Origin of the sequence: Bordetella holmesii, from assembly GCF_020735985.1 — a bacterium.
Lineage (GTDB): Bacteria > Pseudomonadota > Gammaproteobacteria > Burkholderiales > Burkholderiaceae_B > Bordetella > Bordetella holmesii.
In genome coordinates, this window is sequence record NZ_CP085973.1 from 868,538 (window position 1) to 895,212 (window position 26,675).

At 66.0% G+C, this 26,675-nt stretch carries 23 protein-coding genes and 4 pseudogenes; 16 read left to right on the forward strand and 11 right to left on the reverse strand.

What is annotated here, in order from left to right; all coding sequences use genetic code 11:
* Positions 1–12: 12 nt before the first annotated feature.
* The 3 genes from LK440_RS04070 (at position 13) to dnaJ (ending at position 3,647) form a co-directional block, all read left to right on the forward strand.
* Positions 13–387 (forward strand): thioredoxin family protein, encoded by a 375-nt coding sequence (locus LK440_RS04070; RefSeq protein WP_005015056.1) that lies wholly within the window; start codon positions 13–15, stop codon positions 385–387.
* Positions 388–475: 88 nt separating this feature from the next.
* Positions 476–2,401, forward strand: coding sequence for a molecular chaperone DnaK (gene dnaK / locus LK440_RS04075; protein ID WP_005015048.1), 1,926 nt, complete (start codon positions 476–478; stop codon positions 2,399–2,401).
* Positions 2,402–2,501: 100 nt separating this feature from the next.
* Positions 2,502–3,647, forward strand: coding sequence for a molecular chaperone DnaJ (gene dnaJ, locus LK440_RS04080; RefSeq protein ID WP_005015042.1), 1,146 nt, complete (start codon positions 2,502–2,504; stop codon positions 3,645–3,647).
* 168 nt (positions 3,648–3,815) lie between these two features.
* Here dnaJ and LK440_RS04085 read toward each other — a convergent pair whose 3' ends face one another.
* Positions 3,816–6,566: a M16 family metallopeptidase gene (locus LK440_RS04085; protein ID WP_005015039.1), complete on the reverse strand. Its 2,751-nt coding sequence runs from the start codon at positions 6,564–6,566 to the stop codon at positions 3,816–3,818.
* 332 nt (positions 6,567–6,898) lie between these two features.
* Here LK440_RS04085 and LK440_RS04090 point away from each other — a divergent pair, with 332 nt between their 5' ends.
* Both LK440_RS04090 and LK440_RS04095 read left to right on the forward strand, forming a co-directional pair.
* The gene (locus tag LK440_RS04090) at positions 6,899–7,273 is read left to right on the forward strand and encodes a hypothetical protein (RefSeq protein WP_003814072.1); all 375 of its coding nucleotides are present in this window, start codon (positions 6,899–6,901) and stop codon (positions 7,271–7,273) included.
* Positions 7,274–7,278: 5 nt separating this feature from the next.
* A pseudogene (locus LK440_RS04095) lies at positions 7,279–7,512 on the forward strand (N-acetyltransferase family protein); the annotation flags it as partial.
* A gap of 3 nt (positions 7,513–7,515) precedes the next feature.
* Here LK440_RS04095 and LK440_RS04100 read toward each other — a convergent pair.
* Positions 7,516–8,687, reverse strand: a pseudogene (locus tag LK440_RS04100) (vWA domain-containing protein).
* A gap of 21 nt (positions 8,688–8,708) precedes the next feature.
* Positions 8,709–9,596, reverse strand: a complete 888-nt coding sequence (locus LK440_RS04105) for an AAA family ATPase (RefSeq protein ID WP_003814066.1) — start codon at positions 9,594–9,596, stop codon at positions 8,709–8,711.
* A gap of 160 nt (positions 9,597–9,756) precedes the next feature.
* On the opposite strand from LK440_RS04105, the pseudogene LK440_RS04110 reads away from it, so the two are divergent.
* A pseudogene (locus LK440_RS04110) lies at positions 9,757–10,112 on the forward strand (c-type cytochrome).
* 12 nt (positions 10,113–10,124) lie between these two features.
* Complete coding sequence (locus tag LK440_RS04115) at positions 10,125–10,487, forward strand: c-type cytochrome (protein ID WP_003814063.1); 363 nt, start codon at positions 10,125–10,127, stop codon at positions 10,485–10,487.
* Between the two features lie 50 nt (positions 10,488–10,537).
* Here the strand turns inward: LK440_RS04115 and LK440_RS04120 are convergent, their stop codons facing one another.
* On the reverse strand, positions 10,538–10,963 hold the full coding sequence (locus LK440_RS04120; protein ID WP_003814061.1) for a DUF1841 family protein: 426 nt from the start codon (positions 10,961–10,963) through the stop codon (positions 10,538–10,540).
* A 202-nt stretch (positions 10,964–11,165) separates the two neighbouring features.
* On the opposite strand from LK440_RS04120, the gene icd reads away from it, so the two are divergent.
* The 3 genes from icd to LK440_RS04135 all read left to right on the forward strand — a co-directional run bounded on the left by icd (position 11,166) and on the right by LK440_RS04135 (position 14,992).
* Positions 11,166–12,422, forward strand: a complete 1,257-nt coding sequence (gene icd, locus LK440_RS04125; RefSeq protein ID WP_005015031.1) for an NADP-dependent isocitrate dehydrogenase — start codon at positions 11,166–11,168, stop codon at positions 12,420–12,422.
* 198 nt (positions 12,423–12,620) lie between these two features.
* Positions 12,621–13,601: a glycosyltransferase family 9 protein gene (locus tag LK440_RS04130; RefSeq protein ID WP_003814057.1), complete on the forward strand. Its 981-nt coding sequence runs from the start codon at positions 12,621–12,623 to the stop codon at positions 13,599–13,601.
* 149 nt (positions 13,602–13,750) lie between these two features.
* On the forward strand, positions 13,751–14,992 hold the full coding sequence (locus LK440_RS04135) for an O-antigen ligase family protein (protein WP_005015028.1): 1,242 nt from the start codon (positions 13,751–13,753) through the stop codon (positions 14,990–14,992).
* Here the strand turns inward: LK440_RS04135 and LK440_RS04140 are convergent.
* The 4 genes from LK440_RS04140 to trxB form a co-directional block, all read right to left on the reverse strand.
* Positions 14,989–15,939, reverse strand: a complete 951-nt coding sequence (locus LK440_RS04140; protein WP_005012067.1) for an IS481-like element IS481 family transposase — start codon at positions 15,937–15,939, stop codon at positions 14,989–14,991. The two genes, LK440_RS04135 and LK440_RS04140, sit on opposite strands and share 4 nt — an antisense overlap.
* Positions 15,940–16,054: 115 nt before the next feature.
* On the reverse strand, positions 16,055–16,387 hold the full coding sequence (locus LK440_RS04145; protein WP_005015014.1) for an SMR family transporter: 333 nt from the start codon (positions 16,385–16,387) through the stop codon (positions 16,055–16,057).
* Complete coding sequence (locus LK440_RS04150; protein ID WP_005015012.1) at positions 16,384–17,076, reverse strand: Smr/MutS family protein; 693 nt, start codon at positions 17,074–17,076, stop codon at positions 16,384–16,386. The genes LK440_RS04145 and LK440_RS04150 overlap by 4 nt, the downstream gene beginning before the upstream one ends.
* Positions 17,063–18,022 (reverse strand): thioredoxin-disulfide reductase, encoded by a 960-nt coding sequence (gene trxB / locus LK440_RS04155; RefSeq protein WP_005015006.1) that lies wholly within the window; start codon positions 18,020–18,022, stop codon positions 17,063–17,065. The genes LK440_RS04150 and trxB overlap by 14 nt, the downstream gene beginning before the upstream one ends.
* A gap of 41 nt (positions 18,023–18,063) precedes the next feature.
* On the opposite strand from trxB, the gene LK440_RS04160 reads away from it, so the two are divergent.
* The 5 genes from LK440_RS04160 to LK440_RS17930 all read left to right on the forward strand — a co-directional run bounded on the left by LK440_RS04160 (position 18,064) and on the right by LK440_RS17930 (position 24,427).
* Positions 18,064–20,424, forward strand: a complete 2,361-nt coding sequence (locus LK440_RS04160) for a DNA translocase FtsK (RefSeq protein ID WP_025341183.1) — start codon at positions 18,064–18,066, stop codon at positions 20,422–20,424.
* Positions 20,424–21,056 (forward strand): outer membrane lipoprotein chaperone LolA, encoded by a 633-nt coding sequence (lolA, locus tag LK440_RS04165; protein ID WP_005014999.1) that lies wholly within the window; start codon positions 20,424–20,426, stop codon positions 21,054–21,056. Before LK440_RS04160 ends, lolA begins: the two co-directional genes overlap by 1 nt.
* A 101-nt stretch (positions 21,057–21,157) precedes the next feature.
* Positions 21,158–22,498, forward strand: coding sequence for a replication-associated recombination protein A (locus LK440_RS04170; protein WP_032965942.1), 1,341 nt, complete (start codon positions 21,158–21,160; stop codon positions 22,496–22,498).
* A 46-nt stretch (positions 22,499–22,544) separates the two neighbouring features.
* Positions 22,545–23,900 carry a serine--tRNA ligase gene (gene serS / locus LK440_RS04175; protein ID WP_005014991.1) on the forward strand — a complete coding sequence of 452 codons (1,356 nt, stop codon included), beginning with the start codon at positions 22,545–22,547 and terminating at the stop codon, positions 23,898–23,900.
* Between the two features lie 278 nt (positions 23,901–24,178).
* Positions 24,179–24,427 carry a hypothetical protein gene (locus LK440_RS17930; protein ID WP_003814025.1) on the forward strand — a complete coding sequence of 83 codons (249 nt, stop codon included), beginning with the start codon at positions 24,179–24,181 and terminating at the stop codon, positions 24,425–24,427.
* A 187-nt stretch (positions 24,428–24,614) separates the two neighbouring features.
* Here LK440_RS17930 and LK440_RS04185 read toward each other — a convergent pair whose 3' ends face one another.
* The gene (locus LK440_RS04185) at positions 24,615–24,929 is read right to left on the reverse strand and encodes a hypothetical protein (protein ID WP_005014987.1); all 315 of its coding nucleotides are present in this window, start codon (positions 24,927–24,929) and stop codon (positions 24,615–24,617) included.
* A gap of 272 nt (positions 24,930–25,201) precedes the next feature.
* A complete protein-coding gene (locus LK440_RS04190) occupies positions 25,202–25,717 on the reverse strand; it encodes a hypothetical protein (RefSeq protein WP_005014985.1) in 516 nt (171 codons plus the stop codon).
* A gap of 93 nt (positions 25,718–25,810) precedes the next feature.
* Between LK440_RS04190 and LK440_RS04195 the strand changes: the two genes are divergently transcribed.
* A complete protein-coding gene (locus LK440_RS04195; RefSeq protein WP_003814022.1) occupies positions 25,811–25,972 on the forward strand; it encodes a hypothetical protein in 162 nt (53 codons plus the stop codon).
* Positions 25,973–25,987: 15 nt separating this feature from the next.
* Here the strand turns inward: LK440_RS04195 and LK440_RS04200 are convergent.
* Positions 25,988–26,665: pseudogene (locus LK440_RS04200) on the reverse strand (GGDEF domain-containing protein); the annotation flags it as partial.
* Between the last annotated feature and the right edge of the window lie 10 nt (positions 26,666–26,675).

The following is a 26,675-nucleotide window of genomic DNA, read 5'->3' on the forward strand; positions in this document are numbered from 1 at the left end:
GAGGATGCAGCCATGAGCGGCTTTGATCCCAGTGCAGTGTTCGAAACGTTCGGCATGAAGCCGGTATCGAGCGCTAACTTCGATCAAGTCGTCGTCAACGCCACTGGCGATGACCTGCGCTGCGTCTTCCTCTGGGGTGAAGACTGCTACAACTGTAATGTTTTCAAGCAGACGGCGCTGTTGCATCGCGATGCGCTGCTGGAACTGGGGTTGAGTTGGTTCCAGGCGGATGTCTACGCTGACCCCGCGCTTGGTCAACGTTTTGGCCTGCACGGCGTACCAACCTTTGTGCTGTTCCGTGGTGGCAAGCGCCTGGGCCGGGTTACCGGATGGCCAGGTCTGCCGCAATTTAGCGGGGCCATCCGGCGGCTGCAAACCGGATCTTGAAAAACCCTGCGGTCATCCCCAGTTAGGCTGGGACTGTGATTCTTTCGATTACTTCGATCAATAACTGATTCTTCAAGGTATTCCTACCATGAGCAAAATCATCGGCATCGACCTGGGTACGACCAACAGCTGCGTGGCAGTCATGGACGGTGGCCAGGTCAAGATCATTGAAAACGCCGAGGGCGCGCGCACCACGCCCTCCATCGTCGCCTATATGGAAGACGGCGAGATCCTCGTGGGCGCCCCGGCCAAGCGCCAGGCGGTCACCAATCCCACGAACACTCTGTACGCCGTCAAGCGCCTCATCGGTCGCAAATTCGACGAAAAGGCAGTGCAAAAGGACATCCACCTGATGCCCTACAGCATCGTCAAAGCCGACAACGGCGACGCCTGGGTGGAGGTGCGCGGCAAGAAGCAGGCGCCTCCCCAAGTGTCGGCCGAAGTGCTGCGCAAGATGAAGAAAACCGCCGAGGACTACCTGGGCGAGCCGGTCACCGAGGCCGTCATCACGGTGCCGGCCTACTTCAACGACAGCCAGCGCCAGGCGACCAAGGATGCCGGGCGCATCGCTGGTCTCGAGGTCAAGCGCATCATCAACGAGCCGACCGCAGCCGCATTGGCGTTCGGCCTGGACAAGGCCGAGAAGGGCGATCGCAAGATTGCGGTCTATGACCTGGGTGGCGGTACGTTCGATATCTCCATCATCGAGATCGCCGACGTCGATGGCGAGATGCAATTTGAAGTGCTGTCGACCAACGGCGACACCTTCCTGGGCGGTGAGGATTTCGACCAGCGCATCATCGATTACATCATCGGCGAGTTCAAGAAAGAGCAGGGCGTGGACCTGTCCAAGGACGTCCTGGCTTTGCAGCGCCTGAAAGAAGCTGCCGAAAAGGCCAAGATCGAGCTGTCCTCCAGCCAGCAGACCGAGATCAACCTGCCGTACATCACGGCCGATGCCTCCGGTCCCAAGCACCTGAACCTCAAGATCACGCGCGCCAAGCTGGAAGCGCTGGTCGAGGAGCTGATCGAGCGCACCATCGAGCCGTGCCGCGTGGCCATCAAGGATGCTGGCGTCAAGGTTTCGGATATCGATGATGTGATCCTGGTCGGCGGTATGACCCGCATGCCCAAGGTTCAGGAAAAGGTCAAGGAATTCTTCGGCCGTGACCCGCGCAAGGATGTCAACCCCGATGAGGCTGTCGCCGCCGGCGCTGCCATTCAGGGTTCCGTGCTGTCGGGTGACCGCAAGGATGTGCTGCTGCTGGACGTGACGCCGCTGTCCCTGGGGATTGAAACCCTGGGTGGCGTGATGACCAAGATGATCCAGAAGAACACGACCATCCCGACCCGTTTCTCGCAGACATTCTCGACGGCGGATGACAACCAGCCTGCCGTGACTATCAAGGTCTTCCAGGGCGAGCGTGAAATCGCTGCAGGCAACAAGGGCCTGGGTGAGTTCAACCTCGAGGGAATTCCTCCGGCGCCGCGCGGCATGCCGCAGATCGAAGTCACGTTTGACATCGACGCCAACGGCATTCTGCATGTCTCGGCCAAGGACAAGGGTACCGGCAAGGAAAACAAGATCACCATCAAGGCCAACTCGGGTCTGTCGGAAGACGAGATCCAGCGCATGGTCAAGGATGCCGAGGCCAACGCCGAGGAAGATCACCGGCTGGCCGAGCTGGCGCAGGCCCGCAACCAGGCCGACGCGCTGGTGCATGCCACCCGCAAGTCGCTCACGGAGTACGGCGAGAAGCTGGAAGCCGCCGAGAAGGAGTCGATCGAGGCTGCCATCAAGGACCTCGAGAACATCCTCAAGACGGGTGACAAGGCCGAGATCGACGCCAAGGTGGAAGCCTTGTCGACGGCCTCGCAGAAGCTGGGCGAAAAGATGTACGCCGACATGCAGGCGCAGCAGCAGGCCCAGCAGCAGCAGGCGGCCGACAACGCCAAGCCGGTGGACGACAATGTGGTCGACGCCGACTTCAAGGAAGTCAAGCGCGACCAGTAATGGCCGAACGATGACGTGCGATACGCCCGGTAGCTGATTCCAGCTACCGGGCGCGCGCGTTGATGATTCAGAACATGGCCCGGCGACGGGTCCTCCCACCATGGCAAAACGCGATTACTACGAAGTACTGGGTGTGGCGAAGAATGCCAGCGACGAAGACCTGAAGAAGGCCTATCGCAAGCTGGCCATGAAGTACCACCCGGACCGCAACCCGGACAGCAAAGAAGCCGAGGAAAAGTTCAAGGAAGCCAAGGAGGCCTACGAGGTCCTGGGTGACGAGCAGAAGCGCGCCGCCTACGACCGCTATGGCCATGCCGGGGTCGACCCGAACGCCGCCGGCATGGGCGGCGGCATGGGCGGCGGCATGGGCGGCGGCATGGGCGGCGGCTTCGCCGATGCTTTCGGCGATATCTTTGGCGAGATCTTCGGCGCGGGTCGGCGCGGGGGCGGCGGGCCGCAGGTATATCGCGGCGCCGACCTGAAGTACGCGCTGGAAATCACGCTGGAGCAGGCCGCCAGCGGTTTTGACACCGAGATCCGCGTTCCCAGCTGGGAAAACTGCGATACCTGCCACGGCAGCGGCGCCAAGGCCGGCACCTCGCCCAAGACTTGCCGGACTTGCGGCGGTTCGGGCGCGGTGCGCATGCAGCAGGGCTTTTTCAGCGTCCAGCAGACCTGCCCGACCTGCCACGGCACCGGCAAGGAAATCACCGACCCCTGCCCGTCGTGCGACGGCGTGGGCCGTACGCGTCGCAACAAGACGCTGCAGGTCAAGATCCCGGCCGGCATCGACGACGGCATGCGCATCCGCTCCAGCGGCAACGGCGAGCCCGGCATCAACGGCGGCCCGCCGGGCGACCTGTATGTCGAGATCCATATCAAGCAGCACAAGATCTTCCAGCGCGATGGCGACGATCTGCACTGCGAGCTGACCATCCCGTTCACCACGGCGGCGCTGGGCGGCGAGCTGCAGGTGCCGACCCTGGGCGGCAAGGCCGAGATCTCGATTCCGGAAGGCACGCAGTCGGGCAAGACCTTCCGCCTGCGCGCCAAGGGCATCCACGGGGTGCGCGGCAGTTATCCGGGCGACCTCTACTGCCACGTGGTGGTCGAGACGCCGGTGCGCCTGAGCGACGAGCAGAAGGCCATCCTGCGCCAGTTCGAGGCTTCGCTCAACGACGGCGGCGGCCGCCATTCGCCGCAGAGCAAGTCCTGGACCGACCGCGTCAAGGAGTTCTTCAGCTGACGCATGCGGCGCCTGTCCCGCTGGGGGCGGTACCGTCCTGGCAGTCAGCCGTTCATGGCGTAGAGCAGTGTGCCTGTCCCAGCGGGGACAGGCACACTCTGTCGCGGATGTCAGTTTCCATCGGGGGGCAGGCTGGAAGTCAGCCGGTGCCAGTCCCCATGCGGCCCCTCAAGGGGTGGATTTCTTGGTGAAATCCCCCGCCACGGCGGTGCTGAACACCTCGGGCTTGAGATACTTGCGCAGCGCGGCGTTGACCTGGTCGGGCGTGAGCGCCTCGAGTTTGCGGTCCATGTCGGCCGACCACTGGAAGCTGCGGCCGGTCTGCATGTAGTTCACCCAGGTATCGGCCAGCACGTCATCCTGGGCGCGCGCCAGGTTGCGGTAGTTCAGCAGCGCCACGACGCCGTCGCGGACCTCCTGGTCCGTGAAGCCGTCCTTGAGGGCGCGGGCCAGCTCTTCCGAGATGGCCTTTTCCAGGCGTGCCCGGTTCTGCGGCGCGTAGATGGCGTAGATCGTCCAGTTCGCGGACGGCTCGTACGACGACACCGACAGGTTGCTGCGCACGTTGTACGACAGGCCTTCGGTTTCGCGCACGCGGTGCCACAGGCGCGAGGTTTCCGAGGTGCCGAGCAGGAAGTTGGCCAGGTACAGGGCGGGGTAGTCGGCGTTGGTGTCCTGCAGCTGCAGCGGCATGCGCGAGATGTAGAAGGCGTTGGCCTTGTCGGGCGTGGCGATGTCGAATTGCTGCGCGGGCACGGCGCGGTAGGGATCCGGCAGGCGGGTATAGGCGGGTGCGCTGCGCCAGCCGTCCAGGCCCTTGCGCAGCACGGCCTCGACCGCGGCGGGATCGAATTCGCCCACGGCCGAGAACTTGATCCGGCCGGCGCCGTACAGCTTGCCGCTGACCGCGGCCAGGTCGTCGCGCGACAGGCTGCGCAGCTGCTCCAGGGCTTCGTCGAAGGTGGGCACGTACCGCACGTCGTCGGCCGGCCACGGATTGTTGTGGCGTGCCAGGGCACGCGAGGCCAGCGCGGTCGGGTCGGTCATCGCGTCCTGCACCATGGTGATGGCCTGGCGCTTGTATTCCTCGACCTGGTCCTGCGGGAAGCTGGCGTTGCGCACCACATCCAGCACCAGCGCCATCACGTCGGGCAGGTTCTTGCCGAGCGTGGAGATGTTGACCACCAGGTTGGTGCCGCTGCCATTGATGGTGGCTTCGGCCTGCAGCTGATCCAGGCGGTCCTGGATGGCCTGGCGCGACAGCTTGTCGGTGCCGCGGTCGAGCAGGGCGGCCGCGGCGGCCAGCGGCACGCGCTGGCCGCGCAGCGCTTCGGCGTCGCCGAACTGGATCAGCAGTTCGGCCTGCACGCGGTCGCCGCGCGTGGCCTTGGGCAGCAAGGCCAGTTCGACCTGGCCGTTGGGCAGGTCGAGCGTGCGCCGCAGGGTGCGCTTGTCGATATTGGCTGGCGACGGATCGAAGGCCTCGACGGCCTTGAAGTTCGGGTCGCCCTTGTAGTCCTTGAAGACGGCCGCCAGGTCGGCGCGCTGCGCCAGCGGCGCGCGCTGCGGCTTTTCGGTGGGAATGTAGCGGCCTTCGGTGCGATTGCTGCGCACCAGGTAGGCGACGGCGGCGCGCTGCACGTCGTCCAGCTTGGCCTCGCGCACGCGGTCGCGCTGCAGGAAGAACAGGCGCCAGTCGCCCGAGGCAATGGCTTCCGACAGGGCCACGCCAACCTTCTCCGGATCGGCATAGGTCTGCTGCCAGGCGGTCAGCCACTTGCTGCGGGCGCGCTCCAGTTCCTCCTGGCTGAACGGTTTGCTGGACAGGGATTCGAGCGTAGCGGTCAGGGTCTGCAGCGCCTTGTCCTGGTCCATGCCGGGTTGCAGCTGGGCGCCGAACATGGCCAGGCCGGGGTCGAGCTGGTCCATGGTGAAGCCGAATACGCCCGACGCCAGCTTGGTGGGGACCAGCGCGTGGTACAGGCGGCTCGACGGCGTGTCGGCCAGGATGGTGGCGGCCAGGTCCAGCCCGACGAAATCGGGGCTGCCGGCGGCGGGCAGGTGGTACATGGCGGCCACCAGCGGGGTGCCGCCGGCGCGGCGCAGCGTCACCGAGCGCTCGCCGTCCTGGACCGGCTCCACGGTGTATTCGGGCGGCAGGGTGCGCTTGGGCTTGGGCAGCTTGCCCAGCGAGGACTGGATATCGGCCAGGGCCGTCTGCGGATCGAACTTGCCCGCGACGATCAGCACGGCGTTGTCGGGCTGGTAATACTCGTGGTAGAAGGCGCGCAATTGCGCGATGTCCACGTTCTCGACGTCGCTGCGCGCGCCGATGGTGCTCTTGCCGTAGTTGTGCCACTGGTAGGCGGCGGCCTGCATCTTCTGCATGAGCACGCGGAACGGGTTGTTCTCGCCGCTTTCCATCTCGTTGCGGACCACGGTCATCTCGGAGTCGAGGTCTTCCTTGGCGATCAGCGAGTTGACCATGGCGTCGGCCTGCCAGCCCAGGTACCACTTGAGGGTTTCGGGATTGGCCGCGAAGCTGGCGAAGTAATTGGTGCGATCCGACGAGGTGGAGCCGTTGGCCTGCAGGCCACGGCGCGAGAACTCGCCCAGCGCGTTGCGGATGGCGGGCGTGCCCTTGAACAGCATGTGCTCGAGCAGGTGGGCCATGCCGGTCTGGCCGTAGTTCTCGTTGCGCGATCCCACCAGGTACGTCATGTTGACCGTGGTGGTGGGCTTGGACGCGTCGGGCGCCAGCAGCACGCGCAGGCCGTTGGCCAGGCGGTATTCGGTAATGCCCTCGATCGAGGACACTTCCGAGACGCCCGCGGGGAGCGACGCGGCGCCGGCCTGGAAAGCCAGGAACGACGACACTAACAATGCATTCAGGCGGCGCGACAGAAGCGGCAGGCGCATGGGGATGACCTCGAAACTAGCGGAATCCGTTGGAGTGTATACGTTTCGATTGGTTCACCCGGGCCGGGACGCGCGCGGAGCCGGCTGGCCGCGCCGCCATGCTGCGGCACGGCATGGATTATGGGGACGGGGGAGTGATTTGAAGACAGGGCTGGCACGGGTGTAAGCTAAATGTCCGATATGGTTTCCTCTAGTCTGATGGGATGCGCGACAGCCTTTCCTGGCTTCCCGTCCTTCGCCCCCACTCCGCCTTCCGTGCGCTGTGCCGGCGCTTGTTTGCTCGCGCCTTCGCAGCCGGCCCGACGCCGGCGCTCACTCCGGAGGATCGATTCATGCTGACCGATATCGTCACGCGCGCCCTGTCCCAGTTGCTTGGCAATTCCCTGTCGGGCGACGTCATCAAAGGGCGCTTTCGCTACGCTTATGCCAGCGATGACGGCCGTTTTGTGGCCATCCTGGGCCATGACCTGACTACTTATGTGGTGGATGTCGATGCACAGCGCTACTTCGCGGAGTGCGCTGGCGTGCCGTGCGGATTCGCCGGGCACGTGCTTGAGATGGAGGGCGCGCAGGAGCATGGCCACCCCTGGCCCGCCGTCAATGATCTGTTCGACCTGGACATGGACGGCGATGAAATCGCCTGGCGCCGCTGTCCGGGAGCCGTGGCCCTGGCGGCGACGCGGCAGGCGCAAAGCCGCGTGGCCTGAGCGGCGGGCGGGGCGAAACCTTGCTGCGGGCGCTGATCGAGCGGGCCCGCCTGCAGCAGGTCCACGTGCTGGTGGGCGGGATCGACGCCACCAACGCCGGCAGCGTCGCGCTGCACCGCAAGCTGGGGTTCTTGCACGCCGGCACGATCACGCAGGCCGGATTCAAGTTCGGGCGCTGGCTCGACCTGGCGTTCTATCAGCTGACGCTCGACACGCCCCTGCGGCCGGTCGACGGCTGAACGCTATTTGGACAGCTGGCGCATGGCCTGTTCCAGGCCCGCCACGGTGACCGGGTACATGCGGTCCTGCATGATGTCGCGCAGCAGGGCGATCGACTGCCTATAGCGCCAGGACGCGGTGGGCTCGGGGTTGAGCCAGGCGGCCTTGGGCCAGGCGTCGAGCAGCCGGCGCAGCCAGACCGCGCCGGCCTCCTTGTTGTAGTGCTCGACCGAGCCCCGGGCTGCAGGATTTTGTACGGGCTCATGGTGGCGTCGCCGACGATGATCAGGCGCCAGTCGGCGTTGTACTTGCGCAGGACGTCCCAGGTTTCGAAGCGCTCGTTCTGGCGCCGGCGGTTGTTCTGCCAGAGGTTTTCGTACGGGCAGTTGTGGAAGTAATAGACGTCGAGGTGGCGGAACTCGCTGCGTGCGGCCGAAAACAGTTCCTCCACGCGCGCGATGTGGTCGTCCATGCTGCCGCCCACGTTCAGCAGCATCAGCACCTTGACGGTATTGCGGCGCTCGGGCACCAGCCGCAGGTCGAGGTGGCCGGCGTTGCGCGCCGTGCTGGCGATGGTGTCGTCCAGGTCCAGTTCCAGGTCGGCGCCCTGGCGCGCGAAACGGCGCAGGCGCCGCAGCGCGACCTTGAAGTTGCGCGTGCCCAGTTCGAGCTGGTCGTCGTAGTCGCGGAACTGGCGCATGTCCCACACCTTGACCGCGGTGCGGTTGCCGGCCGAATCGCCGCCGACGCGGATGCCTTCCGGGTGATAGCCGCCGTTGCCGAACGGCGAGGTGCCGCCGGTGCCGATCCACTTGCTGCCGCCCGCGTGCCTTTCCTGCTGTTCCTCGAGGCGTTGCTTGAACAGTTCCATCAGCTTGTCCCAGCCGTGCGCTTCGATGGCGGCCTTTTCTTCGGGCGTGAGGGTTTTCTCGAATTCCTTGATCAGCCAGTCCAGCGGGATGTCGCGGTCGGCGGGCAGGGCGGCGGCGATGCCGCGATAGTAGGCGCCGAATGCGGCGTCATAGCGGTCGTAGAGGCTTTCGTCCTTGACCAGCGCGGTGCGCGCCAGGAAGTAGAAATCGTCGAGCGTGGGCGCCATCAGGCGCTGGCGCAGCGCCTCGAGCAGGGTCAGGTACTCCTGCACCGACACCGGCAGCTTGTGGGCGCGCAGATGATAGAAGAAATCGATTAGCATGGGGCAGGGCCTGGCGTGGCGTCAGCGGCGCTGGGCGCCGCGCGCCATGGCGCCCAGGCGCTCCAGCAGATGCACGTCCTGCTCGTTCTTGAGCAGCGCCCCGGCCAGCACCGGCACGGCGGTGGCCGCGTGGGCGTCGATCTCGGCGGCCGGGATCGCCTCGGCCAGCAGCAGGCGCAGCCAGTCCAGCAGCTCGGAGGTCGACGGCTTTTTCTTCAGGCCCGGCGCTTCGCGCAGCGCGAAGAAGGTATCGAGCGCGGCGCGCAGCACGTCCTGGCGGATGTCGGGGTAGTGCACGCCGACGATATCGCGCATGGTGTCGCGGTCCGGAAAGCGGATGTAGTGGAAAAAGCAGCGCCGCAGAAAGGCGTCGGGCAGGTCTTTCTCGTTGTTGGAGGTGATGATGACCAGCGGGCGGTGCCGCGCTTGCACGGTCTGGCGCGTCTCGTAGACATGGAATTCCATGCGGTCGAGTTCGCGCAGCAGGTCATTGGGGAATTCGATGTCGGCCTTGTCGATCTCGTCGATCAGCAGGACGACCGGTTCGGGTGCCTCGAAGGCCTGCCACAGCGTGCCCTGCACGATGTAGTTGCGGATGTCGCGGACCTTCTCGTCGCCCAGCTGCGAATCGCGCAGGCGCGAGACCGCGTCGTATTCGTACAGGCCCTGGTGCGCCTTGGTGGTGGACTTGATGTGCCATTGCAGCAGCGGGCGGTCCAGCGCGCGCGCCACTTCCTCGGCCAGCATCGTCTTGCCCGTGCCGGGCTCGCCCTTGATCAAGAGGGGGCGCTGCAGCGTCAGCGCGGCGTTGACGGCCAGCTTCAGGTCGTCGGTGGCGACGTAGCGGTCGGTACCTTCGAAACGGGCCGATTGGGCGGGGGCGGAAGAGGAGGACGCGGACGTGGGCATGGAGTGGCAGTCAATGAGGCGCGACAGCGCCGAGGCATGATAAGGAATGGTCTTGCGGCAATTATCGTACAATCGCAGGGTTTTGCGACCGGCTAGGGATTTTTACCCGGTGTCTTGAAGAAGAAGTTCTCCTTTCGTATTCAGCCATACAAGAGCCATTATGAAGTTGCGAATTTCGATGACGCGCACGGTTTCCGTGCTGGCAGTATTGGCGTCCTGTGCGATCGCCGGTCCGGCGGCCGCGCGGCCGACGCGGCGCCGGTCGGCAACGCGCAGAACGCCCGTGACAAGGTGTCGATGTGCATTGGCTGCCACGGCATCCCGGGCTACAAGGCCTCGTTCCCCGAGCTTTATCACGTTCCGATGATCGCTGGCCAGAATGCCAAGTACATCGAAGCGGCGCTCAATGAGTACAGGAAGGGCGCGCGCAGCCATCCGACGATGGACGCGGTGGCCGGCAGCCTGTCCGACCAGGACATCGCCGACCTGGCGGCCTACTACTCATCTCTCAAGTAATCGGGGCAGACCATGAAACGCTTTACGTTTGCCCTTGCGGGCATAGTTCTGGCGACCGCCGGCGTCTCGGCGCAGGCCCAGGATGTGGTGGCCGGCAAGGCCGTGTTCGACAAGTTCAATTGCGCGTCCTGCCACGGCGCCGATGCCAAGACCAGCGTCCAGCCGGAGTATCCGGTGCTGGCCGGCCAGCATGCCGATTACCTGGCGCATGCGCTCAAGGCCTACAAGCGTGGCGCCGCGGGCAGCGCGGCCACGGCCAACGTGCGCAAGAACCCGATCATGGGCGCGTTCGCGGCGCAGCTGTCGGACCAGGACATCCGCAACGTCGCGGCCTGGCTGGCGGCGCAGCCCAGCGACCTGGGCGTGCGCCAGTAAGCGGCGCCGGCGGCGCCGGGCAAGCCCCCGATCCGGGGGCTTTTCCTTTTCTAGCGCTCGGCGCGCTGGCGGATCAGCTCGATGTAGGCGTCGCTGTCGAGCGGCGTACCCAGGCGTTGAGCCTCCCATACCACCTGGCCCAGGCATTCCATGATTTCATGGGCGGCCTGGTGCGCGTCGCCGCGGCCGACCAGGCGCTGGTACGCCGCGCGGATGCCGCGCGGATGGTCGATCGACAACTGCTCGGCGATCGCCAGGTGCATGGACAGGTGCAGGAATGGGTTGGTGCGGCCGTGCTCGACCGGGTACTCGGCGGTCATGGCCTCGGGGCTTTCGAGGTCGCCGTGGTACTCGGGATGTTCGAGGATCCAGTCCAGCGCCATGGATTCGAGCGGGGTCAGGACCTCGGTGGCGCGGTGCTTGCGCCAGGTTTCGATAAAGAATTCGCGAACCTGGTCGCGGGAAGGATTGAACATCGGCGCTTCAAAGACAGGCGGGAAGGATAGGCCATTTTACCGCCTGCCGGACCCCCTGCCGGGCGCGCCGGGCCAATGCGATATAGAATTGAAGGTTGTCCGCCATCCGGCCCGGGTTGCTTTGCGTGGTTACAAACGTGCATCTCCGGCAGAAACACGGTCAGGCGAGCGGTAAAAACCACCCGGAGCAACTGGAGCATTCATGTCCTATCAACATATCAAGGTTCCCACTGGGGGCCAAAAAATCACGGTCAACGCCGATTACTCGCTGAATGTGCCCGATCAGGTCATCATTCCGGTCATCGAGGGGGACGGTACGGGCGCCGACATCACGCCGGTGATGATCAAGGTCGTCGACGCGGCCGTGCAGAAGGCCTATGCGGGCAAGCGCAAGATCCACTGGATGGAAGTCTACGCCGGCGAGAAGGCCACCAAGGTCTACGGCCCGGACGTCTGGCTGCCCGAGGAAACCCTCGACGCCGTCAAGGACTACGTGGTGTCGATCAAGGGTCCGCTGACCACGCCGGTCGGCGGCGGCATCCGTTCGCTGAACGTGGCGCTGCGCCAGCAGCTGGACCTGTATGTCTGCCTGCGCCCGGTGCGCTACTTCAAGGGCGTGCCCTCGCCGGTGCGCGAGCCCGAGAAGACCGACATGGTCATCTTCCGCGAGAACTCGGAAGACATCTACGCGGGCATCGAGTACATGGCCGAGTCCGAGCAGGCCAAGGACCTGATCCAGTACCTGCAGACCAAGCTGGGCGTGACCAAGATCCGCTTCCCGAACACCTCGTCGATCGGCATCAAGCCGGTTTCGCGCGAAGGCACCGAGCGCCTGGTGCACAAGGCGCTGCAGTACGCCATCGACAATGACCGCGCCTCGGTGACCCTGGTCCACAAGGGCAACATCATGAAGTTCACGGAAGGGGGCTTCCGCGACTGGGGCTACGCCCTGGCCCAGAACGAGTTCGGCGCGCAGCCGATCGACGGCGGCCCGTGGTGCAAGTTCAAGAATCCCAAGACGGGTCGCGAGATCATCGTCAAGGATTCGATCGCCGACGCCTTCCTGCAGCAGATCCTGCTGCGTCCGGCCGAATACGACGTGATCGCCACGCTGAACCTGAACGGCGACTACATCTCCGACGCGCTGGCCGCGCAAGTGGGCGGCATCGGCATTGCCCCGGGCGCCAACCTGTCGGATTCCGTGGCCATGTTCGAAGCCACCCACGGCACCGCGCCGAAGTACGCGGGCAAGGACTACGTGAACCCCGGTTCCGAAATCCTGTCGGCCGAAATGATGCTGCGCCACATGGGCTGGACCGAGGCCGCCGACCTGATCATCGCCAGCATGGAGAAATCCATCCTGTCCAAGAAGGTCACCTATGACTTCGCCCGTCTGCTCGAAGGCGCCACCCAGGTGTCGTGCTCGGGCTTCGGTCAGGTCATGATCGACAATATGTAATTGCTGTAAGGCTTCAACCGCATCAGCCGAGAAACCCGCGCCCCTATGGGGGTAGCGGGTTTTTTGCCGAATGGGCAACGGCCATCCGGGGCCGGCATGACCCTGCCAGGCCCATAGGTATGTAACTTTTCGTTGTGAAATTTCCAGTTTTGCGTTTCAAATTTTATCCGGGGGACGTTGGCTCGGACGATAGAGAACATGGCTAAACCTGCTTCCGATATGCCCCCCTACGACAAGGCGGCCGCGCTGCGCGGCCTGGCCGGCGCACGCCGTGTGGCGCTGCTGATGGCGCCACGGCTGGGCGACACGCTGCTGATGATGAACATGGCCCGCAACCTGGCCGCGCACGGCCGCGAAGTCAGCATCTTCGGCGACTATATCCACGGCTTGCGCGACTGGTTCCCGGGCCTGGATATCCGCCCATCGCTGTCCGAGGAGCAGGCCGGCCAGGTGCTGCCCGGCTACGATTGCGCGGCCCAGATGCATGTGGGCTGGCCCTACGCGCTGCATGCGCACCAGCCGAACTATTTCTATTACGACGCGCATGTGGCGATTACCGGGCGCGGCTTCGTGAAGCTGTTCCAGATCCGCGATTTCTGTCGCGAGCAACTGGGGCTGGCGCAGGCCGGCGCCGATAACGGCTTGCGGCCGCCGCCGCAGGTGCAGCCGCACCGCAGCCATCCGCGCCGGGTGGCGCTGCATCCCACGTCGACGGGGGCCCAGCGGTGCTGGGCGCCGCGCCATTTCAAGGAGCTGGGGCTGCGCCTGCTGCACGAGGGCTACGAGCCGAACTACATCGTCGCGCCGCACGAGCGGGCCGAGTGGAGCTGGGTGCTGGACCATGGCCTGCATCTGCCCCAGTTTCCCTCTCTGTCCGAGGTGGCGGGCTTCATCCATGCCTCGGGCTGGTTCATCGGCAACGAGTCCGGCATCGGCCACCTGGCTTCCAACGTGGGCGTGCCCACCCTGTCGCTGACCGGCAGGCCCACCCGCACGCGCGCCTGGCGGCCGGCCTGGTCGACCTCGCGCATCGTCTACCCGGCTCTGATTCCCGGAGGCCGCTGGCGCGATCGCCTGTGGCGCGAGTGGCTCTCGCCGCGCCGCGTCATGTCGGCATTCCACAAGCTGCAGGCGGACGACCGGCGGCAGCCCGTGGGGGTGCCTTGGGGAAAAATCTGAGGCGATGGTGCACTGGCGCCGCGCTCAACGGTCCTAGGTGGATGTGGGATTCCGTTTCGGGTTGAGGCCGGTCCGGTATTTGCTTCTACACTGCTGCGGCGCTCAGTGCCCGATATGAAAGCGTCCCCTGTTTTTCTGCTCTTGATGCCATGCCTGTTGTCCAATTGAAAATCTTCGCCGTTCTTGCCCTGTTGATACCTGCGCTGGCGCTGGTCAGCAAAGGCGGGGGCGTCGCCGTGTTCTACACGCTAGCCGTACTGACGTCGCTCGCAATCATGGTCTACGCCGGCCGTGGTCGCGCACAGCCGTCCTGGCGCGACCTGGCCTGGCCCGGCGCGGTGCTGGCGGTGCCCTTGCTGTCGATGCTGGTCACCAACGCCTACCTCGGTATCTGGAGCGGTTCCGAGTTCGAGAAACTGCTGCGGTTCGCGCTGGCGCTTCCCCTGTTCTGGGTACTGCTGTGCGTGCCGCGCCCATGGCTGCAACAGATCCAGTGGAGCCTGCTGTTCAGCGCCTATGCCGGCGCGATCATGCTTTATGTCATCGTCGGCTGGTACGGCGGGCGCATGCAGGTCAGCTTCTACGGCGCCGAGTACAACGCCGTGGCCTTCGCCAATCTGACGCTGTTCTTCGGTTTCGCCTCGCTGTTGACGCTGGGCTGGCGGCTGACGCCCTGGCCCGGCCTGGAAGCGCTGTTGAAGGTGGGGGCGGCATGCGCCGCGGTGTATGCGGCCCATGTATCGGAGACGCGCAGCAGCTGGATGCTGCTGCCGGTTTTCGGGCTGGTGTTCCTCATGTCCCGCCGTGTCTGGAGCCTGCGCAGGAAACTGGCCGTGGGCCTGGTGCTGGTCGCGGCGCTGGCGGTGCTGGCGGGGGTGATGCTGTCCTCGCAGGGAAACCGGATGCACAAGATCCTGACGGATCTACAGCGCTATACCGTGCAGAACGATCGCAATACGTCCGTGGGCATACGCCTGCAGCTGTGGCATGCCTCGTGGATGATCTTCCAGGAGGCGCCGGTGCTGGGGGTGGGGCCGCGCAATTTCCGTGCCGAGCTGGCCAAGCTGCGCGACCAGGGCGTGGTCACGCCGGAGGTCGCCAGCGGGTACGGCGAACCCCACAATGATTTCATGGCGGCCATGGCCGGCTACGGCCTGCTCGGCCTGCTGAGCATCCTGTTGCTGTATCTCGCGCCGGCCTGGGTGTTCCTGCGCCGCATGGCCAGCGACGACCGCGTCATACGGACGGGCGCGCAGATCGGCCTGTTGTTCTGCCTCGGTTATTGCGCTTTCAGCCTGACCGAGATGATGTTCCGCAACATGCGCAGCGTGCCCATCTACAGTGCCACGCTGGTGCTGCTGCTGGCGCTGACCGCGCCGCGCGCAGCCTAGCTGTGAACTGTCAATAGGTTGTATTCGTCCAGGTTGAGTCTGGAGATGGGTACAGCGCGCCCGATGCCTTGGTGGGGTCGATGCCAGTTGTAGTGGTGTAGCCAGGATTTCATGGCATCGGCTCGGTGTTGGGAGTTCTGGTAGGTGTGAGCGTAAGCCCACTCACGCAAGGCCGACTGGATGAAGCGTTCGGCCTTGCCATTGGTCTGTGGGCGGTAAGGTCGGGTAAAGCGGTGCTTGATGCCCAGCTCATGGCACAGCGCGGCGAAGGCGCGGCTGCGAAAGGCCGAGCCATTGTCGGTGAGCAAGCGCTGGATGGTCACGCCCAGGCGCTGGTAGTAGGCCACTGCGTCCTTGAGGAACTGGACGGCGCTGGGGAAGCGCTCGTCGGGGTGGATGTCGGTGAAGGCCACGCGGGCGTGGTCATCGATGGCCACGAAGACGAAGTCCCAGCCGGCCCCCTCAACGGTATCGCGTCGGTTGCCCGTGACCCGGTGGCCAGGGCGCTGGATACGTCCCAGCTTCTTGATGTCGATGTGCAGCAGATCGCCGGGGGCCTGATGCTCGTAGCGCACCACCGGCTCGGCCGGCTCCAGGTCGGCCAGGTGCGACAGACCGGCGCGGGCCAGGACGCGGCTGACGGTGCTGGCTGACACGCCCAGCGCCTGGGCGATGCGCGCTTGGGTCAGCCGCTTGCGGCGCAGCTCCACGATAGCCAGCGCCTTGGCCGGCGCAATCGCTCGGGGCGAGACCGTCGGGCGCGAGGACGCATCGGCCAAGCCCGCCTGGCCCTGAGCCAGGAAGCGGCCCAGCCATTTGCGCACAGTCGGCGCGGTGACCCCATAGGCGCGGGCCGCTTCAGGCACACAAACTTGATGGGCGATCAATTGCTGGACCATTTCGAGGCGACGTAGGAAGGTCAATCGGGCATGCTTATGGGTGTTCATCCGGCCGGGCTCCTTGAGTGAACTGGGGGGTTGGCGATTTCCAGTTTCTCAAATCCGGTTCGGATGAACCATGCATACAACCTATTGAATCTTCACAGCTAGCGCGGCCGCGCCTTCAGTGGCCGACGGACTTCGAGAACACGTTCATGACCACCACGCCCGCCAGGATCAGCGCGATGCCGATGATGGCGGGCAGGTCCAGGTGCTGCTTGAACAACAGCGCGCCAACCAGCGAGATCAGCACGATGCCCACGCCGGACCAGATGGCGTAGGCGACCCCCACCGGGATGACCCGCAGCGTGAGGGCCAGGAAGTAGAACGCGATCGCGTAGCCCGCCACGGTGACCAGCGAGGGGAGCAGGCGGGTGAAGCCCTCCGAGCTTTTCAGGGCGCTGGTGGCGATGATTTCGGCCACGATGGCCATCGACAGATGGATCCAGCTGTTCATGGCCTGCCTCCGGCTTCGGCCTGGCGCAGCAGCACCAGCAGCGCGCCGGCGCCGCCGCCGCGCTCCGGCGCTTCGGAAAACGCCAGGACGTCGGCCTTCTGCACCAGCCAGGTGCGGGCCTTGTCCTTGAGCACCGGTTCCAGCCCCTGCGAGCCGTAGCCTTTGCCGTGCACGATGCGCACGCAGCGGATGCCGTGTTCGAGGCATTCGTCCAGGAACGACAGCACCGCATGGCGGGCCTGTTCGACGCGCAGGCCATGCAGGTCGAGCTCGGCGCCCACCCGCCACTGGCCGCGCTTGAGGTTGCGCGCGGTGTCGGGCGCGACGCCGGCGCGCACGTAGGCCGTGCCGCCGTCGGTCAGCAAGGCGCCGATATCGCTGGCATCGGAGACGCCGGCATCGGCGCGCGGCGCCGCCTCGCCCAGCGCGGCGGCCCGGCGCGACGCCACGGCCGCGGCCGTGGCCGTGGCCGGCGTGGCATCGGGACGGCGGTTGGCGAGCCGGCCCGAGGGCTTGAGCGGCGTGGCGGCCTGGACCGCGCGCCGGAACGCGGCGACGTCGGCCTCGGGGGCGGCGGCCGACGCGCGGGCCGCCGCTTCGCGCTCGGCGGCCTCGGCCCGCGCCCGGGTCTCGCGCACTTGCTCGTGCAGCCGTTTCAGGTCGGCCAGCCCCGTCTTATTGCCCCGCATTCTCCAGCCACCGCTGAGCGTCCAGGGCCGCCATGCAGCCGGTGCCGGCGCTGGTGATGGCCTGGCGGTATACGTGGTCCTGCACGTCGCCGGCGGCGAACACGCCCGGCACCGAGGTCATGGTGGCCATGCCCGACAGGCCGCTCTTGGTGATGATGTAGCCGTCCTTCATCTCGAGCTGGCCTTCGAAGATGCCGGTATTGGGCTGATGGCCGATGGCGACGAAGCAGCCGTCCACGTCCAGGTCCTCGGTGGCGTCGGTCTCGGTGCTGCGGATGCGCACGCCGGTGACGCCGCTATCGTCGCCGAGCACCTCGTCCAGGGTGTGGAACAGCTTCAGTTCCATGTTGCCATTGGCGACCTTGTCCATCAGCTTGTCGACCAGGATGGGTTCGGCGCGGAACTTGTCGCGCCGGTGGATCAGGGTCACCTTGCGGCAGATGTTGGACAGGTACAGCGCCTCTTCGACCGCCGTATTGCCGCCGCCGATCACGACGACGTCCTTGTTGCGGTAGAAAAAGCCGTCGCAGGTGGCGCAGCCCGATACGCCGCGGCCCATGAAGGTCTGCTCGCTGGCCAGCCCCAAGTACTTGGCCGAGGCGCCGGTCGCGATGATGAGCGCGTCGCAGGTGTACAGGTTGCCGGTGTCGCCGGTCAGGGTGAACGGACGCCTGGAGAGGTCGACCTTGGCGATATGGTCGAACAGGATTTCGGTGTTGAAGCGCTCGGCGTGCTGCAGGAAGCGCTGCATCAGGTCGGGGCCCTGCACGCCCTGCACGTCGGCGGGCCAGTTGTCGACTTCCGTGGTGATCATCAGCTGGCCGCCCTGGGCCAGGCCGGTGATGAGCGCGGGGCTGAGATTGGCGCGCGCCGCATAGACGGCAGCGGTGTAACCGGCGGGGCCGGAACCCAGAATCAGGACTTTGGCGTGTTTAGGCGTAGACATGGCGGGTATCTTTAGGATAACGCCCAATTATAATGAGCCGCATGCCGCGTATTTCGAATGCTACTCCGCGCGCCTCGCGCAACACCCGCAACGGGCCGTCTCCCTTTCAAGCGCGCATCTCCGCGCTCCTCAGGGAGGCCCGCTGGATCCTGTTCGCCGCGCTGGCCGCCTGGCTGACCCTGGTGCTTGCCACCTGGAGCCCGGCCGACCCTGGTTGGTCACATTCTGTTTCCGGTGACGCCATCCACAACGGCGGCGGCACGCTGGGCGCCTATCTCGCCGATATCCTGTTGTACCTGTTCGGATTTTCCGCCTGGTGGTGGGTCGTGCTGCTGCTGCACCGCGTGCGCGCCGGCTACCGCCGCCTGGCCAGCAACCTGCGCGTCACCAGCGGCAAGCAGCCCGACGCCTTGCCGCGCGTGCACTGGGAAGAGGGCATCGGCTTCGTGCTCCTGCTGACCTGCTCGCTGGGCATCGAGGCGCTGCGCCTGTACAGCTGGGGCATGCACCTGCCCGGCGGCACCGACGGCGAAAGCGGCGCCGGCGGCGTGATCGGCCAGATGCTGGCCGGCTGGCTGTCGCGCGGCGTGGGCTTTACCGGCGGCACCCTGGCCCTGCTGGTGCTGCTGGCGGTCGGCCTGAGCCTGTTCTTCTCGTTTTCGTGGCTGCAGATCGCCGAACGGGTCGGCAGCTGGCTCGAAGGCCTGGTGCGGCGCGTGCGCGATTCGTACGCCGCGCGCGAGGACCGCAAGGTCGGCGAGGTCGCCAAGGCGGTCCGTACCGAGCAGGTGGTGGCCAAGCAGGAAAAGCTGGTGCACGAGCAGCCCGTGCGCATCGAGCCCGCCATTACCGTGGTGCCGCGCTCGGATCGCGCCGAGAAGGAAAAGCAGCAAAGCCTGTTCGCGCCGCCGGCCGGCGAGAGCGACCTGCCGGCCATCGGGCTGCTGGATCCTCCCCTGCAGAACCAGGAAACCGTTTCCGCCGAGACGATCGAATTCACCTCGCGCCTGATCGAGAAGAAACTGGCCGATTTCGGCGTTTCCGTGGTCGTGGTGGCGGCGCAGGCCGGCCCGGTGATCACGCGCTACGAGATCGAGCCCGCCACGGGCGTAAAAGGCAGCCAGATCGTCAACCTGGCCAAGGATCTGGCGCGCGCGCTCAGCCTGGTCAGCATCCGCGTGGTGGAAACCATCCCGGGCAAGAACCTGATGGGCCTGGAGCTGCCCAACCCGCGTCGCCAGATGGTCAAGCTGTCGGAAATCCTCGGCTCGCAGACCTACCATGCCAGCCATTCGGTGCTGACCATGGCGCTGGGCAAGGACATCGCCGGCAACCCGGTGGTGGCCGACCTGGCCAAGATGCCGCACTTGCTGGTGGCCGGCACCACCGGCTCGGGCAAGTCGGTCGGCATCAACGCCATGATCCTGTCGCTGCTCTACAAGACCGACGCCAGCCATACCCGGCTGATCCTGATCGACCCGAAGATGCTCGAGATGAGCGTCTACGAAGGCATTCCCCACCTGCTGGCGCCGGTGGTCACCGACATGCGCCATGCCGCCAACGCGCTGAACTGGTGCGTGGGCGAGATGGAAAAGCGCTATCGCCTGATGAGCAAGATGGGCGTGCGCAACCTGGCCGGCTACAACAGCAAGATTCGCGACGCCATCAAGCGCGAAGAGCCCATTCCCAATCCGTTCTCACTGACGCCGGACGCGCCCGAGCCGCTGCAGGCGTTGCCGCATATCGTGGTGGTGATCGACGAGCTGGCCGACCTGATGATGGTGGTGGGCAAGAAGATCGAGGAGCTGATCGCCCGGCTGGCGCAGAAGGCCCGCGCCGCGGGCATCCACCTGGTGCTGGCCACCCAGCGCCCCAGCGTGGACGTGATCACCGGCCTGATCAAGGCCAACATCCCGACCCGCATCGCCTTCCAGGTGTCTTCCAAGATCGACTCGCGCACCATCCTGGACCAGATGGGCGCCGAAACCCTGCTGGGCCAGGGCGACATGCTGTACATGCCGCCGGGCACCGGCCTGCCGGTGCGGGTGCACGGCGCGTTCGTGCACGACGACGAGGTGCACCGCGTCGTCGAGGCGCTCAAGGCGCAGGGCGAGCCCAACTATATCGATGGCCTGCTCGAAGGCAGCGAAGGCGAGACCGGCGATGGCCTGAGCTCGGTCACTGGCATGGGCGACGCGGAGTCCGATCCGATGTACGACCAGGCCTGCGAAGTGGTGCTCAAGCACCGCCGCGCCTCGATTTCGCTGGTGCAGCGCCATCTGCGTATTGGTTACAACCGTGCCGCACGGTTACTCGAACAGATGGAGCAGGCGGGTATGGTGTCGCCCATGCAATCCAACGGCAACCGGGAAATCCTGGTGCCGGCCCGAGAGGAAGCCTGATGCACATGATCCGCCGCGCCGCCGGCGCGCTTGCCGTTTTCGCCGTGGCGGCCCTGGCCGCCGCGCCGGCCTGGGCCGCCACGGCCCAGGAGCAGCTCGACACCTTCGTGGCCACCGTCAAGGGCGCCACCGGCTCGTTCAAGCAATCGACCGTCAGCCCGCAGGGCGCCACCCAGCCCGCGCAAAGCGGCACTTTCGCGTTCCAGCGCCCGGGCAAGTTCAAGTGGGCCGTCCAGCTGCCGTACGAGCAACTCATCGTGTCCGATGGCAAGCAGGTTTTCCAGTACGACCCGGACCTGGCGCAGGTCACCGTGCGCCAGGTCGATCAGGTCATCGGCACGTCGCCCGCCGCCATCCTGTTCGGCGGGGGCCAGCTGAGCCAGGCGTTTGCCGTCAGCGCGCTGCCCGACCGCGACGGCCTGCAATGGCTGCGCGCCAAGCCGCGCAACGCCGACGCGGGTTTCTCGCAGGTCGATATCGGCTTGCGCGACAACCAGCCCGCGCGCATCGAACTGGTCGACGCCTTCGGGCAGACCACGCGCGTCGAGCTGTCCAACCTGCTGCCCGGCGCCGTGCCGGCCTCCGAATTCCAGTTCACCCCGCCTCAGGGAGTGGACGTGGTGAAGATGTAGGGCCGCGACGCTCTGCGTCGCGCGCAGGGCAATCCTGCGGGCCAAGGCCGCCGCATGGTGTAATGCGCGTTGGATCCGCCCGTGTTTTTTTCCTGCTGTCCATGAGCAACGACCTGTTCGCCTCCGATCCGCCCCATCGGCCCTATGTGCCGCTGGCCGAACGCCTGCGGCCCCGTACGCTGTCCGATGTGGTCGGGCAGTCGCATCTGCTGGGGCCGGACAAACCGCTGCGCGTCGCGTTCGACTCCGGGCGGCCGCATTCGATGATCTTCTGGGGCCCGCCCGGCGTGGGCAAGACCACCCTCGCGCGCCTGATGGCAGACGGCTTCGATGCGCAGTTCATCGCCATTTCGGCCGTGCTGGGCGGCGTCAAGGACATTCGCGACGCAGTGGTGACCGCCCAGGTCGCGCAAGGGCAGGGGCGCCGCACGATCCTGTTCGTCGACGAGGTGCATCGCTTCAACAAATCGCAGCAGGACGCCTTCCTGCCGTATGTGGAAAGCGGCCTGTTCACCTTCATCGGCGCCACCACCGAGAACCCTTCCTTCGAGGTCAACTCGGCGCTGCTGTCGCGGGCGCGCGTCTACGTGCTGCAGTCGCTGTCGGCCGAGGAGTTGATGCAGCTGGTCGACCGCGCCGTCGCCGCGCTCAACGAGGGCCTGGAGGACGGGCAGCAGATCCGCTTCGAGACCGAGGCGCGCGAGCAATTGGCGGCCTGGGCCGACGGCGATGCGCGCCGCCTGATCAGCGCGGTCGAGGTGGTGGCCGAGTCCGCCCAGGCCGCCGGGCGCGACAGCGTCGACGCGGCCTGGCTGGAAACCTCGCTGTCGCAGAACCTGCGCCGTTTCGACAAGGGGGGCGACGCCTTCTACGACCAGATCAGCGCGCTGCACAAGTCGGTGCGTGGCTCCGACCCGGACGCAGCGCTGTACTGGCTGGCCCGCATGCTCGACGGCGGCGCCGATCCCAAGTACCTGGCGCGCCGCCTGGTGCGCATGGCGATCGAGGATATCGGCCTGGCCGATCCGCGCGCCACCGAGCTGGCCGTCAACGGCGCCGACATCTACGAACGCCTGGGTTCGCCCGAAGGCGAGCTGGCGCTGGCGCAGGCGGTGGTCTACATGGCCTGTGCGGCCAAGTCCAATGCGGTCTACAACGCGTACAACGCCGCGCGCAAGTTCGCGGCCGAGCATGGCAGCGCGCCGGTGCCCTTGCATCTGCGCAATGCGCCCACCAAGCTGATGAAGCAGCTCGGCCATGGCAAGGCATATCGCTATGCCCACGACCAGCCGCATGCCTATGCCGCGGACGAGCAATATTTCCCCGACGGCCTCAATCCCACCTTCTACCGGCCGACCGACCGGGGGCTGGAAGCTAAAATCCAGCAGAAGCTGGCATTCCTGGATGAGCTTGACGCCCAGGAACGCGCCAGGAAACGGTAGCGGCGCGACCGCCGCCGCCGTGAATGCCAACCCTTACTGACACACCATGCTAGATCCGATACTGCTGCGCAAAGACCTGCAAACCGTCGTCGACCGCCTCAAGAGCCGTGGCGTCGATTTCGACATCGCCCGGTTCAACGAGCTGGAGTCCCGCCGCAAGGCCGTCCAGACCGAAACCGAGTCGCAGCAGGCGCGCCGCAATGCCTTGGCCAAGCAGATCGGCCAGCTCAAGGGCAAAGGCGCACCCGAAGCGGAAGTGCAGGCCGTGATGGCCGAGTCGCAGGCCTTGCCGGCCCGGCTCAAGGCGCTCGAGGACGAACTGGCGCAGACGCAGGCGCAACTCAACGACCTGCTGATGTCCGTGCCCAACCTGCCGCACGCCAGCGTGCCGCAGGGCGTGTCCAGCGACGAGAACGTCGAGGTGCGGCGTTGGCTGCCGGGCGCGGCCGACGAGCGCGGCATCCCTGCGGCGCTGGGTTTCGAGGTGCGGGATCACGTGGCGGTGGGCGAGCCGCTGGGCCTGGATTTCGATCTGGCCGCACGGCTGTCGGGCGCGCGCTTTTCTTTCATGCGCGGCCAGATGGCGCGCCTGCACCGCGCGCTGGCGCAGTTCATGCTGGACTTGCAGACGGGCACGCATGGCTACACCGAGTGCTACACGCCCTACATCGTCAACAGCTCGACCTTGTTCGGCACCGGCCAACTGCCCAAGTTCAAGGACGACATGTTCTTCGTCACCAAGGGCGGCGGCGACGACGAGCCCAAGGTCGACGAGCAGGGCAACCCGCTGGCGCGCGAAGACCAATACCTGATCTCGACCTCGGAAATCACCCTGACCAGCGTGGTGCGCGAGACCATCGTGGCCGGCGCCGACCTGCCGCTGCGCCTGACCGCGCATACGCCGTGCTTCCGCTCCGAAGCCGGCAGCGGCGGGCGCGATACGCGCGGCATGATCCGCCAGCACCAGTTCGACAAGGTCGAGATGGTGCAGATCGCCCATCCCGAGCATTCGTACGAGGCGCTCGAGGAAATGGTCGGCCATGCCGAGCGCGTACTGCAGCTGCTGGAGCTGCCGTACCGCGTCATGCTGCTGTGCACCGGCGACATGGGTTTCGGCTCGGCCAAGACCTACGACCTGGAGGTCTGGCTGCCGGCGCAGGATACCTGGCGCGAGATCTCCTCGGTTTCCAACTGCGAAACATTCCAGGCGCGCCGCATGCAGGCCCGCTTCCGTAACGCGCAGAACAAGCCCGAATACGTGCATACGCTCAATGGGTCCGGGCTGGCCGTGGGCCGCGCCCTGGTGGCCGTGCTGGAAAACTGCCAGCAAGCCGACGGCAGCGTGCGGGTGCCGGCCGTGCTGCAGCCCTACATGGGCGGCCTGACCGTTCTCGAACCTTGAGACGGCCGCGCCGCACGTGAACCAGAAACGGAACCCGCGGGTTCCGTTTTTCATTTCGGCGGGCCGCCATGCGCGTATTGCAACGGCGCGCAACTGGTACAAACGCGGCCGGGGGTTTTCCCGGGTTAGCCACAAATTTGTCGCTTTTGGCAGGTAATCTCCGTAGAACAGCCTAAGTTGATGTGAATAAATGTGTACCGGCAATAAACAGGGCCATATCTACGGCAAAATATCGCCTGGCAACACGTCCCCTTCATTTCAATAAAGGAAGCTGTTTTATGACTTCGCGAATGATTGGCGATTTTCGCGTCAGGTGTACCGTCGTTCAGGAAGAGGGCAATCAGTACAGCGTGCAGATCTGCACGCGCCGCGTTGGCGGCAATGCGCCCGAGAAATGCTGGACGGTGCCGGGCCAGGTTTCTTACCAGGACCGCGAGGACGCCGAGCGAACGAGCCAGCAGATCTTTGAAAGAATCAATGGAGTACGTTTCAATGGTGAACCGGAATTCGCACACGCGTCCGCATAACGGCTGGTGGAAGGCCTCCAGCGCGCCGCGCCGCTGGCTTGACGCCATGCGCAGCGACAAGCCCGCCGAGGGGCAAACGGCCGCGCCAGCCGCCAAGGTCCCGGCCGAACAGGCCTGAACCCAGCCGTGCCGCAAAAAAAGGCCGCCCATCCGGGCGGTTTTTTCATTGATTTGCGGCGATCGCCGGTCAATCGCGCCAGTGGCCGCGGTGGCCGCGATGGCCGCGATGGCCGCGGTCATAGTGCCGATGGCCCTTGTAGTAGCGGGGGCCGCCATAGTAGACGGGCGCCGGATACACCACCTGCGGGCGCACATAGACCGGCGCCGGGTAGTGCACCACGGGCGGCGGGGCATACACCGGGGCGGGCGCCACATACACGGGCGCCGGGTACACCACGCCTGGAATGCCGATCGACACCCCGATATCCACACGGGCCAGGGCGGCGCTGGAGAGCATGAGTCCGGCAGCGCCGATGCCGGCAGCAACGAACCACTTTTTCATTTTTCACCTGCCTTGCTGCGCGTGCAGCCAAGTTGACTAATCGACGGGCCTATTCTCGGCTGTTTTGCGCGTAAATTTGTGAAAACAGCCCCCGCAATGGCGACATTCCGCAACCGCCCGCAGTCCGGGACGCCGGCGTTTGCTGTGTTGCGGCAAATTTGTCCCGCTGGGGCGGGCGCGGCTTTGAAATGGGTTGAAACGCGGGGGGAGCCAAGGCGGGCCCCAGGTGGGGTTACATTTCCACACCTTGCGTGGCCCGTCCGCCACGAGGATCAATGCCCGTTCTGGTTCAGCAGACGGAATTCCAGCACCCATACCCAGGGGTTGGCCGCCCAGGCGCGCGCGCCGTAGCGTTCGCCCCAGGCCAGCGCAAACGCGGCCTGGGGCGGGGTTTCCGGCAGGAATTCATCCAGCCGGGATGCGGCGGCGAAGCCTTCGGCCGCCGCGTCGGCCTCGTTGATGGCCTGCAGGCGCTGGATGCGCACCCCCATCAGGATGGCCCGCCCGAACGGCTGGCCCGATTCGTGGGCCAGGTCGATCAGGTCGCCTGGCTTGCCGTAGGGACATACCAGCCATTTCGATACGGTTTGTGCGGGGGTCGCGTCATCCGGGCGAGCCGTGGCGGCGATCCAGCGTTCGGCGTGCGCGGGGTCGCAGTACCAAAGCGTGGCGGCCGGCGGGGGCTGCGGCTTGACGATCCGGCGCGTCTGCCGCTGCTTGCCGGCCTTGATGGCTTGTATCGACGCGCTCGCGAACACAAGCGGTGACGTACGCGGGCCGGGTGTCATGTGTGGCAGTATGCGCGCAATCGCCCCCTGGGGGACACTGGCGTTTCGTCCAGGACGACCCACGACCTCAAGCCCGGGTACTACTGGTACACCATGGAAAACGATCCGTTGGCCATCATTCATATCCATGAAGATGGCGGCGCGACGTTGATGGGTACCGACTACCGCGTGGAGCCCGAAGGCGTCGCCAGCATGATCCGCCAGGGCGAACGTTTTTTCTGGATCGAACCGCCGGTCATCAGCCAGGAAGGCTGACCGGCCCGCGGGCCGTTATGCGCCAGCCGTGCGGCTGGCGATCAGGTGCAGGCGATTCTTGCCGGCCTGCTTGGCCCGGTAGAGCGCCCGGTCCGCATCGCTGTAGGCCTGCTCCCAGGTCAACGAGACGCCGGGAGCGATCCACGCCAGACCGAAGGTGGCCGTGACATGGCGCGGCCCGTGCGGCGTGTCCAGCGGCGCAATGGCGCGTATCGCGTCGAGCACGCGCTGGGCCTGCGCCAGCGCCGCCGACGCGCTGGGCGCCGACAGCGCCGCGGCGAACTCGTCGCCGCCCACCCGGCACAGGTCGTCGCTGGTGCGGCGCATGCAGCGGCGCGCCGCCAGCGCCACGCGGCGCAGCAGGTAGTCGCCCGCGAAGTGGCCGTGGCGGTCGTTGATGGTCTTGAAATTGTTGATATCGAACAGGCACAGCGCCAGCCCGCCGCCGCGCACGCGTTCGCGCAGCGCATCGCGCAGCATGGTGGCGAAGTAGCGCCGGTTGTACGCCCCGGTCAGGTCGTCGGTCAGCGCCAGGCGGCGCAGCCGCGCATTTTCCAGCTCGAGCGTGTCGACCTGCGCCTGCAGTTTCTGCAGCGTCGCGGCGCCGGATACCGGCGGCTGCGGATAGCGGCGCCGGGGCAGGGCCGCTTCGGCGCGCAGGTAATTGGCGCTGGCACGGCAGCTGGCACGCGAGTGATCTGCT

What these genes read in the sequence shown, in the direction of transcription:
- LK440_RS04070 (WP_005015056.1), top strand. Translation starts at nt 13, where the DNA reads ATGAGCGGCTTTGATCCCAGTGCAGTGTTCGAAACGTTCGGCATGAAG.
- dnaK (WP_005015048.1), top strand. Translation starts at nt 476, where the DNA reads ATGAGCAAAATCATCGGCATCGACCTGGGTACGACCAACAGCTGCGTG.
- dnaJ (WP_005015042.1), top strand. Translation starts at nt 2,502, where the DNA reads ATGGCAAAACGCGATTACTACGAAGTACTGGGTGTGGCGAAGAATGCC.
- LK440_RS04085 (WP_005015039.1), bottom strand. Translation starts at nt 6,566, where the DNA reads ATGCGCCTGCCGCTTCTGTCGCGCCGCCTGAATGCATTGTTAGTGTCG.
- LK440_RS04090 (WP_003814072.1), top strand. Translation starts at nt 6,899, where the DNA reads ATGCTGACCGATATCGTCACGCGCGCCCTGTCCCAGTTGCTTGGCAAT.
- LK440_RS04105 (WP_003814066.1), bottom strand. Translation starts at nt 9,596, where the DNA reads ATGCCCACGTCCGCGTCCTCCTCTTCCGCCCCCGCCCAATCGGCCCGT.
- LK440_RS04115 (WP_003814063.1), top strand. Translation starts at nt 10,125, where the DNA reads ATGAAACGCTTTACGTTTGCCCTTGCGGGCATAGTTCTGGCGACCGCC.
- LK440_RS04120 (WP_003814061.1), bottom strand. Translation starts at nt 10,963, where the DNA reads ATGTTCAATCCTTCCCGCGACCAGGTTCGCGAATTCTTTATCGAAACC.
- icd (WP_005015031.1), top strand. Translation starts at nt 11,166, where the DNA reads ATGTCCTATCAACATATCAAGGTTCCCACTGGGGGCCAAAAAATCACG.
- LK440_RS04130 (WP_003814057.1), top strand. Translation starts at nt 12,621, where the DNA reads ATGGCTAAACCTGCTTCCGATATGCCCCCCTACGACAAGGCGGCCGCG.
- LK440_RS04135 (WP_005015028.1), top strand. Translation starts at nt 13,751, where the DNA reads ATGCCTGTTGTCCAATTGAAAATCTTCGCCGTTCTTGCCCTGTTGATA.
- LK440_RS04140 (WP_005012067.1), bottom strand. Translation starts at nt 15,939, where the DNA reads ATGAACACCCATAAGCATGCCCGATTGACCTTCCTACGTCGCCTCGAA.
- LK440_RS04145 (WP_005015014.1), bottom strand. Translation starts at nt 16,387, where the DNA reads ATGAACAGCTGGATCCATCTGTCGATGGCCATCGTGGCCGAAATCATC.
- LK440_RS04150 (WP_005015012.1), bottom strand. Translation starts at nt 17,076, where the DNA reads ATGCGGGGCAATAAGACGGGGCTGGCCGACCTGAAACGGCTGCACGAG.
- trxB (WP_005015006.1), bottom strand. Translation starts at nt 18,022, where the DNA reads ATGTCTACGCCTAAACACGCCAAAGTCCTGATTCTGGGTTCCGGCCCC.
- LK440_RS04160 (WP_025341183.1), top strand. Translation starts at nt 18,064, where the DNA reads ATGCCGCGTATTTCGAATGCTACTCCGCGCGCCTCGCGCAACACCCGC.
- lolA (WP_005014999.1), top strand. Translation starts at nt 20,424, where the DNA reads ATGCACATGATCCGCCGCGCCGCCGGCGCGCTTGCCGTTTTCGCCGTG.
- LK440_RS04170 (WP_032965942.1), top strand. Translation starts at nt 21,158, where the DNA reads ATGAGCAACGACCTGTTCGCCTCCGATCCGCCCCATCGGCCCTATGTG.
- serS (WP_005014991.1), top strand. Translation starts at nt 22,545, where the DNA reads ATGCTAGATCCGATACTGCTGCGCAAAGACCTGCAAACCGTCGTCGAC.
- LK440_RS17930 (WP_003814025.1), top strand. Translation starts at nt 24,179, where the DNA reads ATGACTTCGCGAATGATTGGCGATTTTCGCGTCAGGTGTACCGTCGTT.
- LK440_RS04185 (WP_005014987.1), bottom strand. Translation starts at nt 24,929, where the DNA reads ATGAAAAAGTGGTTCGTTGCTGCCGGCATCGGCGCTGCCGGACTCATG.
- LK440_RS04190 (WP_005014985.1), bottom strand. Translation starts at nt 25,717, where the DNA reads ATGACACCCGGCCCGCGTACGTCACCGCTTGTGTTCGCGAGCGCGTCG.
- LK440_RS04195 (WP_003814022.1), top strand. Translation starts at nt 25,811, where the DNA reads ATGGAAAACGATCCGTTGGCCATCATTCATATCCATGAAGATGGCGGC.